Origin of the sequence: Bradyrhizobium sp. SZCCT0148, from assembly GCF_018129985.1 — a bacterium.
In the GTDB taxonomy this organism is placed as follows: domain Bacteria; phylum Pseudomonadota; class Alphaproteobacteria; order Rhizobiales; family Xanthobacteraceae; genus Bradyrhizobium; species Bradyrhizobium japonicum_H.
Window position 1 is genome coordinate 1 of record NZ_JAFCKT010000001.1, and the last position, 17,713, is coordinate 17,713.

Consider the following 17,713-nt stretch of genomic DNA (forward strand, 5'->3'; position numbering starts at 1 on the left):
CGTACGGCAAAACCGTGTGGTCCTGGCCGTCGTTGCCACGGTCAAGCCGTTCGAAGATGTGCGCGAGCCCAACCGGGCAGACGGCATCGTCAATTCGAACGGCGAGGGAGGCCAGAAGGAATGGTCGGCTCCCGGGAGATCACGGCATAAGCCGTCCAGCCACTGCGCAGGGAAGGCCGAGTGATCGGCGACACCTGTATGCTGCTGTGCGGTTCTTCCTGCGTGTGCATTTCGCGCAGCGGACCGCGGGTGCCAGCCGGCACCCGGCCTTCCCTGCGCCCTCTTGGATTTGGAGGGTGGAGTGACGAAGCAAAGCTCGGGCGAAACGCGCCGCGAGAACGAGAAGGCGTGTTTGCAGCCACACACTCAGTGTGATCGCCCGGCCAGTGCGCAACTGCGCACAAGGACCGGGATCCAGTCCTCCGAGACGGTTGTGGTTCAACCGAGAGGTCGCGGCGTCCTGGCTTCTCCGCCTTCGCGGGGAATGACATTGAGGCTAATTCAACACCCGCTTGTTATCGGGGCTATCCAGCGAAAACGCCGGTACGTCGATCTCGAAGCGCTCGCCGCTTTCGCTGACCATCTGGTAGCGGCCGGTCATGAAGCCGGAGGCGGTCGAGAGCGGGACGCCCGAGGTGTATTCGAAGCGCTCGCCGGGCGCGAGCGTCGGCTGCTCGCCGACCACGCCTTCCCCCTTGACCTCTTGCTGGCGGCCGGAGGCGTCGGTGATGATCCAGTGCCGCGTCTTGAGCTGCACGGTCTCATCGCCCGAATTTGTGATGACGATGGTGTAGGACCAGAAATAGCGGGAACGGTCGGCCGAGGACTGTTCCGGAACAAAGTTCGGCTCGACGGTTACTTCAATCTGGCGGGTCACGGCGCGGTACATGGCTGCTACCATACCGAAATCCCGCTCCGGAACCAAACCCCTGAGGCGGCTTTCGCGACATCGTCCCGCCAGAATTCGAAGGGTAGGACACCCCCGAGGGAAATACCTCCACAGGAGTCGGGCCCTTCCTTGACCCGGTCGCTTTGCGAGACGACGACCGGACCGGTACACTCCTCGAGACGCGTCGCGATTTGCCGAAGGGTATTTGGCCCCCGATGACCATTGCCGACCAAGTGACGGGATCGACGATCGCGGGAACCGCCAATCCTGCAGACGTCAAGCTTGCAGATAGCGCAGCCGTGGGCAGCAAGCCCGCGGGGGCGAAGCCGCGCGCGAGGGCGCCGGCCATCACGCTGCCCGCCATCGGCGAACGCGAGCTCCGGCTCGACCTGTTCCGCGGGCTGGCGCTCTGGCTGATCTTCATCGACCATCTGCCGCCGAGCCTGCTGACCTGGTTCACCATCCGCAATTACGGCTTCAGCGACGCCACCGAGATCTTCATCTTCATCTCCGGCTACACCGCCGCCTTCGTCTACGGCAGGGCGATGCTGGAGAGTGGCGTCGTCATCGCCACCGCGCGCATCCTGCGCCGGGTCTGGCAGATCTATGTCGCCCACGTCTTCCTGTTCACGATCTTCCTCGCCGAGATCTCCTACGTCGCGACCCGCTTCGAGAACCCGCTCTACACCGAAGAAATGGGGATCATGGATTTCCTCAAGCAGCCCGACGTCACCATCGTGCAGGCGCTGCTGCTGCGTTTCCGCCCCGTGAACATGGACGTGCTGCCACTCTACATCGTGCTGATGCTGGCGCTGCCGCTGATCCTGTGGTCGATGAAATGGCGACCCGACGTCACGCTCGGCCTCTCCGTCGTGCTCTACGCGGTGACCTGGGAATACGATCTCTATCTGTCGGCCTATCCGAACGGCTTCTGGGCGTTCAACCCCTTCGCCTGGCAATTGCTGTTCGTGTTCGGTGCCTGGTGTGCGCTCGGAGGTGCGCGCCGGATGTCGCGTATCCTGGCGTCCCCGGTGACGATGTGGATCGCGATCGCCTATCTCGTTGCGGCGTTCTACGTGACGCTGACCTGGTACGTGCCGCAGCTCTCCCAGTTCATGCCGAAGCGGATCGAGCAATGGATGTATCCGATCGACAAGACCGACCTCGACGTGTTGCGCTTCACGCATTTCCTGGCGCTGGCCGCGCTCACCGTGCGCTTCCTGCCCCGGGACTGGCCGGGCTTGAAATCGCGCTGGCTGCGCCCATTAATTCTATGTGGCCAGCATTCGCTGGAGATCTTCTGCCTTGGCGTCTTCCTGGCCTTCGCCGGCCATTTCATTCTCGCCGAAGTCTCCGGCGGGGCAGCCATGCATGCGCTGATTAGTCTCTCCGGGGTCCTGATCATGTGGGGCGTGGCCTGGGTCATTTCGTGGTACAAGCGCGTGGCTGACAAGAGCGGTGCGAAAACCAAGAACGCCGTCGGCAACGCCGATCTGGCGGGAGGGGGCTGATGAAGGCGAAGGTTCTCCTGAGCCTGGTCCTGCTATGCGGTAGCCTCGCCGCGCCTGTGGCGCGCGCGGGGGATGCTGCTGCGCCTGCCGCTCCGACCGCGCCCGCAGCGTGCGAGCTGCCGTCCTATCTCCTCAACAGCGAAAGCCAGCTTCCCAAGGTCGCCGAAGCCGTCAAGGCCGGTAAGCCGCTCGAGATCCTGGTCATCGGCAGCCGCTCGACCACGATTCCGGCGTCGGAGAGCAGCTCCTATCCGGCGCGCATGGAGGCGATCCTGAAGGAAAAACTGCCGCCATCAGAGGCGGTGCACGTCTCCGTAGAAATACAGAGCAAGAAAACGGCAGAGGAGGCCGCCTCGACCTTCGTTAAGCTGATGGAAGCAAAAACGCCTACTTTGGTGGTGTGGCAGACCGGGACCGTGGACGCCATCCGATCCATCGATCCCGACGAGTTTCGCAGCGCCGTCACCGACGGGGTTATTGCGCTGCAAAAGGCAGGGGCCGACGTCGTTCTGATGAATTTGCAATACAGCCCACGTACCGAGACGATGATCTCGGCCCAGCCCTTTCTCGATAATATGCGCGTCGTGGCGCAGGAGCATGATATTCCGCTGTTCGACCGCTTTACGATCATGCGGCAGTGGAATGATCAGGGTCAGTTCGACCTGTTCAGCCCGTCCCGCGGGCCCGAGCTGGCGAAGCAAGTCCATGATTGCCTTGGCCGGGCGTTGGCACAGTTCGTGATCGACGCAGCCCATCTGGGCCCGGCCCAGCAGCAAAATTGAGGTCTAGCGTTAATGAGTTCTCTCCGCCCTTTTTGCCTGACGGCATGGATGGCCGCGCCTGCAGCCGCAGTTCTGTTGTTGCTGGCACCGGCCGCGCAGGCGCAGACTCAGGCCGCGCAGGCTACGCCCGCACCGGCGCAGTCGTCTGATCCCACGTCCGCTTCACCCTCCCAGACGACCGTCGCCGCAAGGTCATCCGAGCAGCGCGGCGTCACCTCACGCGCCATCGACAAGGTGAAAGAGGTCGCGAAGTCCGCCGCCGATATCTTCAACCGCGTGCCGTGTCTGCCGCCGAAGGGCGGCTCGAAGGCGATGGGCTCGCTGCCGCATGTCGCGGGCAAGCTCGTCGCGGGCCAGCCCGTCGTCATCGTCGCGTTCGGCTCGTCGTCGACTGCGGGCTTCGGCGCCAGTTCGCCGGAGTTCAACTATCCGAACCGTCTCGCCGCGCAGCTGCGCCGGCACTATCCGACCGCCGACATCACCGTCGTCAATGCCGGCGTCGGCGGCGAGGACGCGCCCGAGATGATGAAGCGCCTGCAGACGCAGGTGATCGACGTGCACCCGGATCTCGTGATCTGGCAGGTCGGCACCAACGCGGTGCTGCGCAATCTCGATCCCGGCGAAACCGCAAAACTGGTCGAGGACGGCATCAGCCGCATCCAGGCCGCGGGCGGCTCCGACATCGTGCTGGTCGATCCGCAATATTCGCCGGCGGTCAACCAGCGCAAGGAGAGCGCCGGCAAGATGGTGAACCTGCTCGGCAAGGTCGCCGAGCTTCGTCACGTCGGCATCTTCCCGCGCTTCGAGGTGATGCGCGACTGGCACGAGAACCAGGCGATCCCGGTCGAGAGCTTCGTCATCGCCGACGGACTGCACATGAACGACTGGGGCTATGCCTGCTTCGCCCAGCTGCTCGGCGACGACATCATCCGATCCGTCGGCCAGATCAAGCTTGGCGTGAACGTGCCGGGGGACGTGCGGACCTATCGGCCGATGTGAGACGTGCCGTAGTGCTGCCGTAGGGTGGGCAAAGGCGCGAAGCGCCGTGCCCACCATCGCTCAGTGATATGGAGGAAGACGACGTGGGCACGCTTCGCTTTGCCCACGCTGCAAGACCTCGCCTCTCACGCCTTCTCCAGCGCCGCCGTCAGATCCTCGATCAGATCATCGGCATGCTCCAGCCCCGCCGAGAAGCGGATGAAACCTTCGCTGATGCCGAGCGCGGCGCGATCCTCCGGCTTCAGGCGCTGATGCGTCGTGGTCGCCGGATGGGTGACGAGGCTCTTGGCGTCGCCGAGATTGTTGGAGATCTTCGCCAGCTTCAATTCGTTGAGCACGCGGAACGCGGCCTGCTTGCCGCCCTTGACCTCGAAGCCGACCAGCGTCGAGCCGCCGCGCATCTGCTTCTTCACCAGCGCCGCCTGCGGATGATCGGCGCGGCCCGGAAAAACCAGCCGCGAGATCTTCGGATGGCTCGCCAGCACGTCGGCGATGCGCGCGGCGGTCTCGGTCTGCGCGCGCACGCGCACGCCCAGCGTCTCCAGGCCCTTGAGCAGCACCCAGGCGTTGAACGGCGAGATCGACGGGCCGGTCTGGCGCATGAAATTGTGGATGTGCTCGGCGATGAAGGCCTCGGACGACAAGATGATGCCGCCGAGGCAGCGGCCCTGGCCGTCGATATGCTTGGTCGCGGAATAGACCACGACGTCGGCACCGAGCGCGAGCGGGCTCTGCCAGATCGGCGTCGCGAACACGTTGTCGACGACGAGCCGCGCGCCGGCCTTGTGCGCGATCTCGGCAATCCCGGGGATGTCGAGCACGTCGAGCGTCGGGTTGGTCGGGCTCTCCAGGAAGAATGTCTTGGTGTTGGGCTTCACCGCGCGCTGCCATTCGTCGAGATTGGCTCCGTCGACCAGCGTGGTCTCGATGCCGTAACGCGGCAGCAGGTCCTGCACGACGTAGAGGCACGAGCCGAACAGCGCGCGGGAGGCGACCAAATGATCGCCCGCCTTGAGCGGCGCCAGGATCGCGGTCGTCACCGCAGCCATGCCGGTCGCGGCCGAGCGGGCGGCTTCGGCGCCTTCGAGCTCGATCATGCGGCGCTCGAACATCGCAATCGTGGGATTGGAGTAGCGCGAATAGATGAAGCCCGGATCCTCGCCCTTGAACCGCGCCTCGCATTGCTCGGCGCTGTCGTAGACATAGCCCTGGGTCAGGAACAGCGCCTCCGACGTCTCGCCATATTGCGAGCGCAAGGTGCCGGAATGGACCAGGCGGGTTTCGGGACGGTAGTTGGCGGTCGACTTCGACATAGGTACCTCCGACATGACCGCTTGACGCGAAAACGGTCACAAAAAAACCGGCCTGGACATGTCCACGGGCCGGGATCTCAGAGGTCCCCGGCCTGTTTAGCGACTTATTTAACGTGGCTGCAAGCCGGCCGGCTCAAATCACCACGGGATAAGTGATGCTCATATTCCGCAATGCCCTTTCCGTCAAGGCATCCATCGGATAGCCGTAAAAGACCTGTATTTCCGGCATGTCCGGATGCATCTGACCCCCGACGAGGACTCCCGGTTGACGTTCACGGTCGCGCCCGACGCCAATGGTATCCTGCCCGACCGCATGATCGCGGCGATGGCGGCGGCAGGCCTCATTCTGCCCGCCTATGATTTCGTCGAGAGCCAGATCCAGCCGGCGAGCCTCGATCTGCGTCTCGGCGACATCGCCTATCGCGTCCGCGCCAGCTTCCTGCCCGGTCCCGGAGCCACCGTCGCCGAGCGCATCGACGAATTGAAGCTGCACGAATTCAGCCTCGCCGACGGCGCCGTGCTTGAAACCAACTGCGTCTACATCGTGCCGCTGCTGGAGAGCCTCGCGCTGCCGCCTGAGATCGTCGCGGCCGCGAACCCGAAGAGCTCCACCGGCCGGCTCGACGTCTTCACCCGCGTGATCGCCGACGGCACCCGCCGCTTCGACATGATCGGTGCCGGTTATCACGGCCCGCTCTATGCCGAGATCAGTCCGAAGACGTTTCCGGTGCTGGTCAGCGAAGGCTCGCGCCTCAGCCAGGTGCGCTTCCGCACCGGCGACGCCATCCTCAATCCCGACGAACTCGATGCGCTTCATGCCGCCGAGCGCCTCGTCGACATCGACGATGCCGATCTCTCGGGCGGCGTCGCCGTCTCCGTCGATCTCTCCGGCGAAAGGTCAAACGGCTTCGTCGGCTATCGCGCCAAGCGCCACACCGGCGTCGTCGACGTCGATCGCCGCGCCGGCTATTCCGTCGAGGACTTCTGGGAGCCGATCTCGGCCCGTCCGGACGGCAGCCTGATCCTCGATCCCGGCGAGTTCTACATCCTGGCGTCGAAGGAAGCCGTGCAGGTGCCGCCCGACTACGCCGCGGAGATGGTTCCGTTCGATCCGCTGGTCGGCGAATTTCGCGTGCACTATGCCGGATTCTTCGATCCCGGCTTTGGCTATGCCGGTGCCGGCGGGTTGGGATCGCGCGCCGTGCTGGAAGTGCGCTCGCGCGAAGTGCCGTTCATCCTCGAGCACGGCCAGATCGTCGGCCGCCTCGTCTACGAGAAGATGCTGGCCCGTCCCGACGCGATGTACGGCCAGCGCATCGGCTCCAACTACCAGGCCCAGGGCCTCAAGCTCAGCAAGCATTTCAAGGTGTAGAGCTAACCTCACCTGTAAATGCTGGCATAGTTTGTCCGCAGGGAGCCCATGTTGATCCGCAAATCAGGGCAAAGCCAACCGCAAATGCGAGCATAGTCTATCCGCTACGCGATGTCGGAGTCGAAAAAGGCCGGTAAACCGAGCCTTTTTCGACTCCCCAAAGGTTTGACAAGCATTCGCCGAACACCCAAATGCGATCGCTACAAAACTTTTGAGGAAACGACGGTGAAGGCGACAATACAGACCACGGGCGGTGCGGCCGAGATCGAGACCGACGTCGAGTCCGCGAAGCGGCTCGTTGCGTTTGTCTTAGCCGCTAAGCGGTTGAATGCGGGGTCTTTCGCGCAAGCGATCGACCGGGTCCGGTTCGCCATCAACACGAAGTACAGTGTCGAGGGCCGTGAGATAATCGCCGAAACCTGGTTTACTCATCCTGACGTTAACGAAGAGGCATTCGAGTCGTTTGCCCTGCGGCTACGTCCGATCATCTACGAACGGGATGTTTGTCATTTTGAAAAGGTGATTTCGATCTCGCGCTCGATGTTCGCCAACGTTCCGGCGACCCTGGCAGGGCTGACAGATATCGAGACGCTCTATCATTCAGAAAGGCTGACCGAGCAGCTTTCTAAAATGGAGGCGCTCGCAGAGGCCGTCAAAACTTCGAAATGGCCTGTCGTGAACCTATGGAACGTTGTCTTCGGCGGCAATTTCTGGATGCGCCGGTCGTACCATGATGAGCTTTTTCGCTATGGCTTTTTGTATCACTGGAACGCCCAGGGCGATAAGTGGATGCAATACCGCGAAATCGAGAAAGCCGCGGGCGGGAGGGAGAACGTCCTTCGCTGCATGATCCCGTTTTTTCAATGCCACCATCTTGCCATTACGCGCCTCCAGCAGGTGCTGATCCCCGCTCTGCAGGCGCTGGGATTAGGCGCAGAAATCGAAAGTGGCATGGCACAAGCGACTGACGATGAGAAATTCGCAGATCCCAGCGCGTCGGACACCGACCTTGTTCAGAGCAAGCGGGATATGTCTGAACCTGCTGAACATGGTCATGTAAACAACGAGGAATCGTCGGTACTGGACGTGTTGGGAATGGTACGGTCGCTCTTGCCTGGCCAGCATCTGATCGAAAGGCATTCTTGGGCATTCAGAGAGGGAGAGATGAAGCGGACACTTTCGCTGGAAGCATCCGAGGGCGTTCAACCTCCGCCGGTAAGGCGTGACCGACCTATGCAGATTGCTCCGGTAGGAATGATGATAGACATCATCCCTGCCGGCCAGACGTCAGTGACGCTCGAAGCGACGCCCTACATTTCATCTCGCTGACGATGCTCCATCGGTCCCGGACGAGGGCGTTGCCGATCTGAAAGTACCAATCGCGGGTCTGTACGGGGCCGTGGATTGCTGTGGTGGCAGCGGTAAGGTCAGCCCGCTTTCGGGGCTGCGGCCCGCCTCGCCAGCCATTCTCGGCACGCGGTCTCGACGGCCTTCGACATCTTCGTGCCGTCCTCGATCGCGGCGATCTTCACCTGCTTAATCACCGTTTCGTCCATGAGCACCAGCATCTGTTTGGTGCCGGCGGGGAGCCGCGGACCGCTTCGTGAAGTCTTCTTTTTAGGTTCGGTCGGCATCGAAAATCCTTGATTCGGCAGTTGCCATCATTGCCGATCAGGGGACGCAGGGCAAAATATCGCGCACATTGTTATAGTGCGCAGTTGACTCATAAGAAAGTTTCTACTAGATTTCAATGCGCACTAGAACGTAGCGGACAATAATGGTCGATCTTAGGCACATGAATTCGGCTGAAAGGGATCTCTTGGAGACCCTGGCTGACGTGTGGCCCGAGTATGGCCGATCCCTGCGGGACAAGTACGATCTCGACGGCGGCATGCAGTGGAAGGTCGCGAAGGGCCGCGAGTATCTGACCCGCTACCGGCAGGATCCCGAGACCGGCAAGAAGGTCTGGTCGTCGCTGGGGCGCCGAAGCCCCGAGACGGAGGCAATCTACGCCGAATTCATGGGGCGGCGGGCGACCGCCCGCGAGACCATCCAGACCCATAAGGACGACATCACGCTTGGCGGGCGACTGGCCCGGGCGCGCGGATTGACGCGACTTCCCACCCGGAATGCAGAGGTCTTGCGGGCTTTTTGGCTGAATTCGGTCGACGCCTCGATCACCCTGTTCTGCGGCGCGTCGCTCTTGGCCTACGAACGCGAAAGTCGCGTGATCGCCCCGGTCGATCTCGTCCGCGACGACCGCCTGATGTTCGTTTTCGATCCCACCGTCGAAGCCGTGGAGATCGACGGCATAGTGGACGTCTACCAGGAGGTCGTGGGCGGCAAGGCCCGGGTCCGTCAGCGTGACGACATCATGACCGTTCAGGCCCCCGATGGCGTCGGACTGGACATGGTTTCCGAGCGCTACCTGCTCGATCGCACGGCCGATGGCGACCAGGCGGACCTGCTGTCCCGGGCGCTTCGGGAGCCGCCATTCAGAGGCGTCACGTTCGCGAGCGACGGGCAGCCCGTCGCGCTGAAGACTTTCGCCCCGCAGTCATTCGCCATGATGGCTCACGTCATGGCCCAGGAGGACGACCGCTGGCTTGCGAAGGCGGAATTCGCCGGCGCGATGGTCCAGGCGCGCTGGGGATTCGAGCCTGAACAGGAGGCGGTGTTTCCGGGTCTCGGTCTCGATCCGGCCGATATGCCGCCGAGAATCTGACGGTTGCGCGGTGGGGGCCCAGGGAATGTCGAAAATGGTTAACGAAATTCTTCAAGGATTCGTCTGCCGCAATCCCGAAATCCGCCGACCCCTGTAATCAGCTGGTTTCCTGAAAATCGTTGGCAGACGAGTCCTTGGAAAAGAGTCCAGAAGTCACTGTGCCACAAGGGTTTCTACTAATTTTGGTCGGCGCGCAAAAACAGGAATCTTCTTGCCGATCGCTACGATCGCAGCTTACCTGAGCATCGGGAACGAGAGGAAAACAGACCCAGACACGTAACCCGCAACGAAAAGGGGCGGCCCGTTTGCACCGGAACCGCCCCCAAATCGACTGGCCGAAGCGTCGACCAGACCGCACCCGCTAAGGCGATCTGATCTTCGCTCAATCGTCCGCTTCTCGCAAGCGGCATTGCGCCGGATGTCCGGCTGTCGGCTCCCCACCATGAGCATGCTTAACGCCGGCCCCAAACCGGCGAACGGCATCGCTTTGCCGAAAGCCGAGGATCATGACGACGACGTGGAAGACGCTCGAAGACTATCTGAAGCCGAACCCCAACCTGCGGCCGCCGGTCGCAATCAAGGTCTGGACCCCGCCCCGCCGTAGCCGCGGCAAGCGCAAGATCTCGCTGCGCTCGAAGGGGTCGTCCAGGGGCGGCTTCCAGGCGAACGGCAACGCCACCGCCTACGAATCGAACCTCGAGCTGGACGCGGCGCTGTCGCTCCTGGCGCGGCCCGACGTCGTCGACGTCATCGACCAGTATCCGCAGGTCTCCTACGTCGATGCGGACGGGGTCCGCCACCGCTTCACCTTCGACTTCATGTCGATCCACATCGACGGCTCGCGCATGGCGCACTCCGTGAAGCCGAAGGACAAGGTCGAAGCGTCGCGCGTCGAGGAGATTCACGGCTTCATCCGCCGGCAGATCTCGCCGAAGGTCGCCACCCACGTGAATCTCGTCACCGAAGAGAAGCTGACGGACGAAGACCGCTTCAACGCGCGCCTGATCCATACCGTCCGCCGCAAGCCCTACCCCGACGACGACGCGATCATCGCACGCCTGATCTCCGGCCTGCACGGCTCGACCACCCTCGGTGCGCTGGCCAAGGCCAGCGGCCGCCGCGGTTTCGGCTATCGCGCCGCCGCCCGTGCGGTCGCCGCCGGCAAGCTGCGTCTCGTCCGCCACGGCCGCATGGTCTCCAAAGCGGTCGTGTGCCGCCCCAGCGACAAGATCTGAGGAAGTAACATGGCCAAGCTTCGCATCGATCCTCCGGCACCTGCTCCCCGCCCCCGCGGCGGCGTCCGGCTGCGTTTCGGCCGTCACGACCGCATGGTCATCGACGGCGTCGAATACACCATCCTCGACCACGACAGGACCTCTGTCACGATCGCTCGCGCCGACAACGCCGACGCGACGCAGACCCTCAGCCGCGAGCAGGTCGATGTGGTGCGCTTCAGCCCGGGTTTCCGGCTGGACCGCAACTTCTATCGTCCTGGGGTCGCGAAGGCCCGCATGCATGCCGGCGTGGATCATCTGAGCGACCTGCCGCAGGAGGAGCAGGCCGACATCATGTGGAAGTTCGCCTACTGCGTGGCGTACATCCGCATGGTCGAAGACGCGAAGAAGAGCAAGAAGAAGATCGCCAAGGACGACAGGTTCGCCATCGCGATCAAGGCGATGAGGGAAAAGGCCAAGGAGAGCGGAAAGAAGGTCGGCAGCGACGACGTGCTGGCGGTGATCATCGAGGCCATCGCGGAAGAGATCGAGAAGACCGAAACGGCGAACGTCTCCCAGAACAAGCGCAAGCGCGCCGGCCGCAAGGTCGTCGTCCGCAAGCCGCCCGGGCCGCGATGCCTCCGCGACTGGGTGAAAGCTCTCGTCGCCGGCAACATGAATCCGTTGGCGCTGCGCACGGACCACCGCAAGTGCGGGAACAAGAAGGCTCGCTTCAACGCGCTGGAGTACGCCATCCTCTATGAGTTCTCCCTACGCGTCGCCACGCCGGAGAAACCGGACGTCTCGGTCGTGTGGCGGGACATGTCGTCGCACATCGAGAAGCTGAACAAAGAGCGTCGCGACGCTGGTCTTCCGGACCTGAAGACGCCGTCCTACACCTGCCTGCTCGACGAGGTCGCGAAGATCCCGGCGTTCGATCTCATGGCCGGTCAGGAAGGGGAGGAACGCGCCAAGAATTACTTCCGCGCCGTCACCACGGGCCTTGCCGACGTCGTTCGGCCGCTCGAGCGCGTCGAGATCGACGAGTGGACCGTCGACTTGCATATCCTGCTGATCCTGACTGGCGTCTGGAACACCTACACCGACGAGCAGAAGGCCAGGGTGCCGAGGGTGAGGCTGGTGCTGTGCCTCGCCATCTGCGTGGCGACGAAGTGCGTCGTCGGAATGAGCCTCGCCCGCAAGGCTTCGTCGGCCAACGCGATCCGGACGCTCGACATGATCGTCTCGGACAAGCAGCCGTACGCGGATGCGGCCGGCGCGTTGACGCCGCTCGACATCCACGGGACGCCCGAGATGTTCGTTGCCGACGCCGGCACCAGTTTCGCCAACCTGGACGTGCGGGCGCGGGTCGTGGATCTCGATGTCGTCTTCCAGACCACGGTGAGCGCCGTGCCCTTCCTCCGCGGAACGGTCGAGCGCGTGTTCCGCACGACCAACGACAAGTTCATCGCCATGTTCGCCGGGAGGACGTTCTCCGACGTGGTGGAGAAAGGGGACTACGACAGTCAGGGGCGCGCGAACCTCACCGTTGACGAATTCGCCGAGGCGCTTGTCCGGTACAAGGTGGATCACTACCACAACCACCCGCATTCGGGGCTCGGCGGCGAGGCGCCCCGTGCAGCGTGGCTGCGGTTGACCGAGGAATTCGGCGTCGATCCTCCGCCGGACGATCATCTGCGGCGCATCGTGTTCGGCGTCGAACTCCATCCGGTCCTCGACGCCAGTGGCCTGCGTGTGCTGGGCGTAGACTACCAGTCGGACGAACTGAACGCGCATTTCGTGGCCAAGAAGCACGTCGAAGTGCGCGCGCGGGTCAACCTCATGAACCTTGGGGCGATCTCGGCCAAGATCGGGGGCGACTGGGTTCTGGTCGAGGGACCGGACGAACTCGAAGGCGTCACCGCCAAGGACTGGATTGCGGCCTGGGATGAATTCCAGCTTCGCAACGCGGCTCTGAACAAGCTGACGAAGCCGCTTCTGGATGACACGATCGCCCACCTCGTCGAGGTCGGGAAGCTCGGCCGCCAGCGCATGAACATTGCGACCGAGCCGATGTCGCCGAAGGAGATCGCCCACCACCATCGCCGAATGAAGATCGGCGTCAAGTTCGTGGCGGAGCGAAAGAGGGCGAAGCGGGCGGGTCCCAGGGATCTCCTTGACGGTGCTCAGGCGGTCGATGGGCACGACAACGCTGTGGCTCGCGCCGCAGCGCCGAAACGTCGCGCTAAGCCGCGCGTTGCCAAGCGCAGGCCGGCGACGAAGCGGGCTCCCGCGAAGCCCGCGGCTGCCAAGAACAAGTCCCGCGGAGTGCATTGGGATATCCCCGACGAGGGCGGCAAGTGAGCCGCCGCAGGCCCCAGGTGAAGCCGGTGGTGGACGACGACATCGCCGACCGGCTGGCATCGCTGACGTCCTTCTTGACGGTCGAGGACGGCCGCGTGGCGGCCGTGATGGCCAAGCTCGAGGCCACCTACGTGAGGTCGAACCGCGACGAACGTATCGCTGTTCAGATCAAGCGCCTGATCAAGAATGCGGTAAAGAAGCGCTTCAAGAACAAGCCGCTCTCCGGGCGCAATCGCCGCGCCGGCGTCGGCTTCGCCGTCGTGGGCGAAAGCGGCTCGGGAAAGACGGAGGCCCTCGAGGTCGCCTTCGCCGAGCATCCGGCCTTCCCGGGGTACGGCGAGCCGGGGTCCGGCTGCATCCTCGTCAGCGTGCTGGCGCCGGGCTCGTGCACCCTCGGCCAACTCGGCTACACCGTCCTCGAGGCGCTCAACTACGACCCCGACTCCGATACGGTCTTGCGCGAGAACGAGGTCTGGAAGCGCGTCAGGGCACAGTTGAGGGCGCAGAAGATCCTGTTTCTCCACATCGACGACTTCGGAAACGTGCTGCACCAGGCGAGCAAGAAGGAGCTCAAGAAGATCAGGGACACGCTGCGCAACCTGATGATCTCCCGGATCTGGCCGGTCCACCTGATCCTCAGCGGCACCGACGAGATCGTGGCTGTGACCAAGGGCGACCGTCAACTCTCCCGCCGCCTCAAGTACGTCGTTTTCGAAGATCTCGGCCCGGAGGACGACGCGGCATGGATCGCCGACGTCGTCGAGAGCTTCGCGAAGGCGGTCGGGCTGAAGGTCGCCAAGCAGGAGGAGGATCTGGTGCCCCGGCTGCGCCGGGCGGCGGCCTTCCAGATGGGCTTGGTGATCGAGATCTTGCTCGAGGCCATCACGCTGTGCGTCGAGGGCCGTCGCCGGACCGTTGGCCGGAAGGACTTCGCGGAAGCCTATGCCGAGCGCACGATGCAGCCGGAGGCCCTGAACATGTTCTTGTCGCCGAACTGGATGGACCTCGACCCTAGCGTCATCCTGGAAGAGGAGGAAGAAGAGGAGCTGTCGGTCGGTCCGAGCAAAAACGTCCGCAAGACCACCAGGAAGTTCTGATGAAGCTCCCGGCAACGCTCGATCAGTGCGCGTCCGAGCCGCCGACCAGCCTGCTCTCGCGGCTCGCCTTCCTCAACGGCCTGACGGCGCTAGAGCTCTGCGGCGACTTCGGACTCGATTTCCAGGGCATCGTGGACGGCGCCGACGGTGCCGTCGCCGACCTGGCCGAGCTGGCCGGGCTCCCCGCGGCGGGCCTCATGGAGTTTGCTTTCGTTCGTGGCAAGGGCTTCGATTATCAGCATCGGGGCGAGATGTTCGTCCGCGACATGCTGAGACGCCGGCGCGTGATGGTTTGCCCGGAATGCCTTCGGGCGGACGTGGCCGCGAATTCCGATCCGGACCGGGATCCGGAGGCGGTGGTCTTCAACCGCGCCGATTGGTGCATCGAGGCGGTGGCTACCTGCGCGGTCCACGGTCTCGGCCTGGTCGAGGTCGCGAGCGCCGATGAATACGGACTCCGCCATGATTTCGCGCGGCTGGTCGCGCCGTCGCTGCCGCGTCTGGATGCGCTGTCGAGCAGCGCCGTCCGGCGGCGGCCGACCGGCCTGGAGGACTACGTTTCGGCGAGGCTGGCGAAGCGATCGGCGCCGGTCGGCCTGCTCGACACACTCGAGATTCACGTCGCGATCACGCTTTGCCAGCTCGTCGGAGCTATGAAGCTCTACGGGCGCACGGTGGATTTCGATCGCCTCGACGAAGAACGGCGTCGTCTGGGTGGACACGCCGGATTTTTGATCCTGCGCGGCGGCGCGGAGGCGTTCACCGGGTTTCTGGAGGACATCCAGCACGACTTCTCCCTGCTACGCAAAGGGGGGCTCTACGGGCCCGCCGCAGCGATCGGCTCGTTGTTCAAGCTCCTGAAGACCCGCCGGCAGCGCGTCTATCCGCGGCATGCGGCGTTCGCGCCCGTGCGGTCGTTCGTAACCGACTTCGTGCTCAATAGCTTCGCCCTGCGGTCGGGAGAGGAGTTCTTGGGCAAGGTGGTCGACGAGCGCCGGCTGCACTCGGTCTGGTCCTTGGCGGACGAAACCGGCCTCAATCCGCATCGGCTGAAGAAGGTCTTGCACGGGTTCGGCGTGATCGGCGATCGCCAGATGGCTTATTCGTTCCACAAGATCGCGTTCGACGCCCGCGCCGGCTTGGAGGCGGTGGAATTGGAGAGGCAGTCCTTGGCCATCCCAGAGGTCGCAAAGCACATCGGTGCGACGGCCGCGGACGCAGCGCGCCTCGCGCGGGACGGGTTCATCCGACCGGTCGCGATGCCGCCGAAATCGAAGGTCAGGCCGCGCTACGCGATCTCGGAGCTCGATGCCTTCGTCGGGAGCATCCTGCGGAACGCCAAGCCCGTGGCGGCACGATCGAAGGGACAGATTTCGATGAAGGACGTGCCGCGGCGGACGAGCAGGCCGACGGCGGTTGTCTTGCGTCACCTGCTCGACGGGCATCTGAAGAGCACCTTCAGGCTTACCGGAAAGCACGGCTATGCCGCCCTTCTCCTCGATCTGGCCGAGGTGATGCGCATCGTACGGGACCGGGACCACGGTGGGCTGAAGCTCCGGCAGGCGACCGTCGCGATCTGCACCTCCGAGCCGGTAGCGCGTGCCCTGATCAAGGAGGGCTACATCAAGACGGTCGTCGTCAGGAATCCCGTGACCAGGCAAGAGCAGGTCGTGGTGATGCCGGCCGAGGTCGAGGCCTTCCGCAAGACGTTCATCTCGGCGTGGCTTCTGGCCCGCGAGCGGGGAATGCACCCTACCACCGTCAGGAGGGCGATGGAGCGCGCCGGGATTGAGCCGGCCTTCGCACCGCTCAAGATTGGCGGTTGGATCTATCGGCGTGACGACGTGCCGGCGTCACTAGAGGTTTGAAGCGTCGACTGCGAGGGCGCCTTGCCGGTGTAAATTCTCGGATTTTACCCAATCGGTCGCGGCGCCGGCGCGGCCGATTTTTTTGTCCGGAGGCCAGGTTGCGGATCGACTATGCCCACATTTGCGGCGAGCTTTGCCCTTATTCACGGATCGATTCGACGTTCGTAGATGCAGAAAGGGGGGCGTTTTGGGGATAAACTATGCCCTCATTTACATCACCACCGCTGTCACTCCCCGCGAAGGCGGGGAATCCAGTACGCCGCGGCCTCTCGGTTCAAGCATGTCCGTCTCGGAGTACTGGATCGCCGGCCTTCGCGGGCGATGACACCGAGCTTGTGGTGTGTTGCGTCACCCGATCCGCGATGACACACTCCCGCAAAACAACAAGCCGGGAGCGAACATGACCGCCGCATCAGATCTCGCGCAGGAAGCCCAATGGAAGCGCTGGCGCGCGGTCGCCGATCTCTACCACGCTTACTTCACCGGCCTCATCCTCACCGTCGTCACGCGGCGCGGCACGGCGGACGCGGCCGAGTTCGTCTTCCGCGTGTTCCGCCGTCAGCAGCAGGAGCGTTTCCTGCCGGGGCTCAAGAAGCTCGGGATCGATCATCTGCCGCCGGCGGTGGCGGCCGCGCAATATCACTATCTCTCCAACTGGATCGGCGGCGTGCATGTCGAATACATGTATGAGAGCGATACCAAGGCCTGGATCCGCTATCCGCCGCCGCGCTGGATCTGGAAAGGCACCGCGATCTGCGGCGTTCCCGGCGAGGTGAGCCGCTCGATGCTGCGCGGATGGCACGCCAATAATGGCGCAGCCCTCGGCGATCTCAGGCTCGGCTTCGTCTGCACCAAGCAGAGCGTTGACGGCCAGGACGGACTGGAAGGCTATTATTGCCAGTACGACCATCCGCTCGAGCTCGACCAGCGGCTCGTGTTCGCGCGCCACCTCGAAGCGCCGCTGTTCGATGCCAAGACTGCGCCAGCGTTGCCGGTTGCGAGCTGGCCGAAGCCGCGCCTGGAGAAAGCCTATCGCAACTACGCGATGGAATATGTCCGCACCGCCGCGCCCGTGATGGTGCAGCTGTTCGGACCGGAGGATGCGAGCTATCTCCTGCACCTCACCGGCAAGCTGATCGGCATGCAATATTTCGACGACGTCGCGGCCGCATTGGCGATGAGCCGCGGCGGTCCAAATGAATTCGCCGCATTCCTGAATGCGCTGCTCGCCGCACAGGACGACACGGCCGAGACCACGCAATCCGAAGGCACGTTCGAACTCCGCCAGCAGAGTTGGAAGCTGATGGAGGACGTCGTCGACTATCACCCCGCTTGCGCCAGGGTGTTGGAGGGATTGTTCGCAGGCCTCGCCGCGGGATGCGGGCGCCACATCGGCGTGCACATGCGCCCGACGACAGGCGGGAGGCCGCCGTTGGTCTGGACGATTGGGTAAGTTCATCTCGCGAAATGCACTGCCGCAGGGCACGCCTGCAATTGGCGCAGGAGGAATCGCAGCAGGCCGTGCTAACAAGCCTCTCGTTGCGCCTTCTGCGCGAAGAAAATAATCGGCACACCTAAG

At 63.6% G+C, this 17,713-nt stretch carries 15 protein-coding genes and 1 riboswitch; of the genes, 12 read left to right on the forward strand and 3 right to left on the reverse strand.

Translation table 11 applies throughout. From position 1 onward, the window contains the following. Positions 1 to 184: hypothetical protein (locus JQ580_RS00005; RefSeq protein WP_212277654.1), on the forward strand; the 184-nt coding region annotated here is incomplete at its 5' end. Between the two features lie 312 nt (positions 185 to 496). On the opposite strand, the gene apaG is transcribed toward JQ580_RS00005, so the two are convergent. Continuing rightward, positions 497 to 889, reverse strand: a complete 393-nt coding sequence (gene apaG / locus JQ580_RS00010; protein ID WP_212279159.1) for a Co2+/Mg2+ efflux protein ApaG — start codon at positions 887 to 889, stop codon at positions 497 to 499. Between the two features lie 215 nt (positions 890 to 1,104). On the opposite strand from apaG, the gene JQ580_RS00015 reads away from it, so the two are divergent. From JQ580_RS00015 to JQ580_RS00025, 3 genes are read left to right on the forward strand one after another with little or no spacing between them, the layout of a single operon-like run. Further along, the gene (locus tag JQ580_RS00015; RefSeq protein ID WP_212277656.1) at positions 1,105 to 2,400 is read left to right on the forward strand and encodes an OpgC domain-containing protein; all 1,296 of its coding nucleotides are present in this window, start codon (positions 1,105 to 1,107) and stop codon (positions 2,398 to 2,400) included. After that, complete coding sequence (locus tag JQ580_RS00020) at positions 2,400 to 3,182, forward strand: SGNH/GDSL hydrolase family protein (RefSeq protein WP_212277658.1); 783 nt, start codon at positions 2,400 to 2,402, stop codon at positions 3,180 to 3,182. Before JQ580_RS00015 ends, JQ580_RS00020 begins: the two co-directional genes overlap by 1 nt. Before the next feature lie 12 nt (positions 3,183 to 3,194). Next, positions 3,195 to 4,181, forward strand: coding sequence for an SGNH/GDSL hydrolase family protein (locus tag JQ580_RS00025; RefSeq protein ID WP_212277660.1), 987 nt, complete (start codon positions 3,195 to 3,197; stop codon positions 4,179 to 4,181). A gap of 125 nt (positions 4,182 to 4,306) precedes the next feature. On the opposite strand, the gene JQ580_RS00030 is transcribed toward JQ580_RS00025, so the two are convergent. Beyond that, positions 4,307 to 5,494 carry an O-succinylhomoserine sulfhydrylase gene (locus JQ580_RS00030; protein ID WP_212277662.1) on the reverse strand — a complete coding sequence of 396 codons (1,188 nt, stop codon included), beginning with the start codon at positions 5,492 to 5,494 and terminating at the stop codon, positions 4,307 to 4,309. A gap of 75 nt (positions 5,495 to 5,569) precedes the next feature. Beyond that, positions 5,570 to 5,649: riboswitch (SAM riboswitch) on the reverse strand. Positions 5,650 to 5,729: 80 nt separating this feature from the next. Here JQ580_RS00030 and JQ580_RS00035 point away from each other — a divergent pair. Together JQ580_RS00035 and JQ580_RS00040 are read left to right on the forward strand one after the other, a co-directional pair. After that, positions 5,730 to 6,866: a 2'-deoxycytidine 5'-triphosphate deaminase gene (locus JQ580_RS00035; RefSeq protein ID WP_409363187.1), complete on the forward strand. Its 1,137-nt coding sequence runs from the start codon at positions 5,730 to 5,732 to the stop codon at positions 6,864 to 6,866. A 225-nt stretch (positions 6,867 to 7,091) separates the two neighbouring features. Then, positions 7,092 to 8,195 (forward strand): hypothetical protein, encoded by a 1,104-nt coding sequence (locus JQ580_RS00040; RefSeq protein WP_212277664.1) that lies wholly within the window; start codon positions 7,092 to 7,094, stop codon positions 8,193 to 8,195. Positions 8,196 to 8,293: 98 nt separating this feature from the next. On the opposite strand, the gene JQ580_RS00045 is transcribed toward JQ580_RS00040, so the two are convergent. Next, positions 8,294 to 8,500, reverse strand: coding sequence for a hypothetical protein (locus JQ580_RS00045; protein ID WP_212277666.1), 207 nt, complete (start codon positions 8,498 to 8,500; stop codon positions 8,294 to 8,296). Between the two features lie 185 nt (positions 8,501 to 8,685). Between JQ580_RS00045 and JQ580_RS00050 the strand changes: the two genes are divergently transcribed. The 6 genes from JQ580_RS00050 to JQ580_RS00075 all read left to right on the forward strand — a co-directional run bounded on the left by JQ580_RS00050 (position 8,686) and on the right by JQ580_RS00075 (position 17,587). Continuing rightward, positions 8,686 to 9,591 carry a nucleotidyltransferase family protein gene (locus tag JQ580_RS00050; RefSeq protein WP_212277668.1) on the forward strand — a complete coding sequence of 302 codons (906 nt, stop codon included), beginning with the start codon at positions 8,686 to 8,688 and terminating at the stop codon, positions 9,589 to 9,591. 506 nt (positions 9,592 to 10,097) lie between these two features. Beyond that, positions 10,098 to 10,826 carry a TnsA endonuclease N-terminal domain-containing protein gene (locus JQ580_RS00055; protein WP_212277670.1) on the forward strand — a complete coding sequence of 243 codons (729 nt, stop codon included), beginning with the start codon at positions 10,098 to 10,100 and terminating at the stop codon, positions 10,824 to 10,826. Between the two features lie 9 nt (positions 10,827 to 10,835). Next, positions 10,836 to 13,169, forward strand: coding sequence for a hypothetical protein (locus tag JQ580_RS00060; protein ID WP_212277672.1), 2,334 nt, complete (start codon positions 10,836 to 10,838; stop codon positions 13,167 to 13,169). After that, positions 13,166 to 14,266 (forward strand): TniB family NTP-binding protein, encoded by a 1,101-nt coding sequence (locus tag JQ580_RS34065; protein WP_212277674.1) that lies wholly within the window; start codon positions 13,166 to 13,168, stop codon positions 14,264 to 14,266. Before JQ580_RS00060 ends, JQ580_RS34065 begins: the two co-directional genes overlap by 4 nt. Beyond that, complete coding sequence (locus JQ580_RS00070; protein ID WP_212277676.1) at positions 14,266 to 16,134, forward strand: TniQ family protein; 1,869 nt, start codon at positions 14,266 to 14,268, stop codon at positions 16,132 to 16,134. Before JQ580_RS34065 ends, JQ580_RS00070 begins: the two co-directional genes overlap by 1 nt. A 400-nt stretch (positions 16,135 to 16,534) precedes the next feature. Then, complete coding sequence (locus JQ580_RS00075) at positions 16,535 to 17,587, forward strand: hypothetical protein (protein ID WP_212277678.1); 1,053 nt, start codon at positions 16,535 to 16,537, stop codon at positions 17,585 to 17,587. Positions 17,588 to 17,713: the final 126 nt, after the last annotated feature.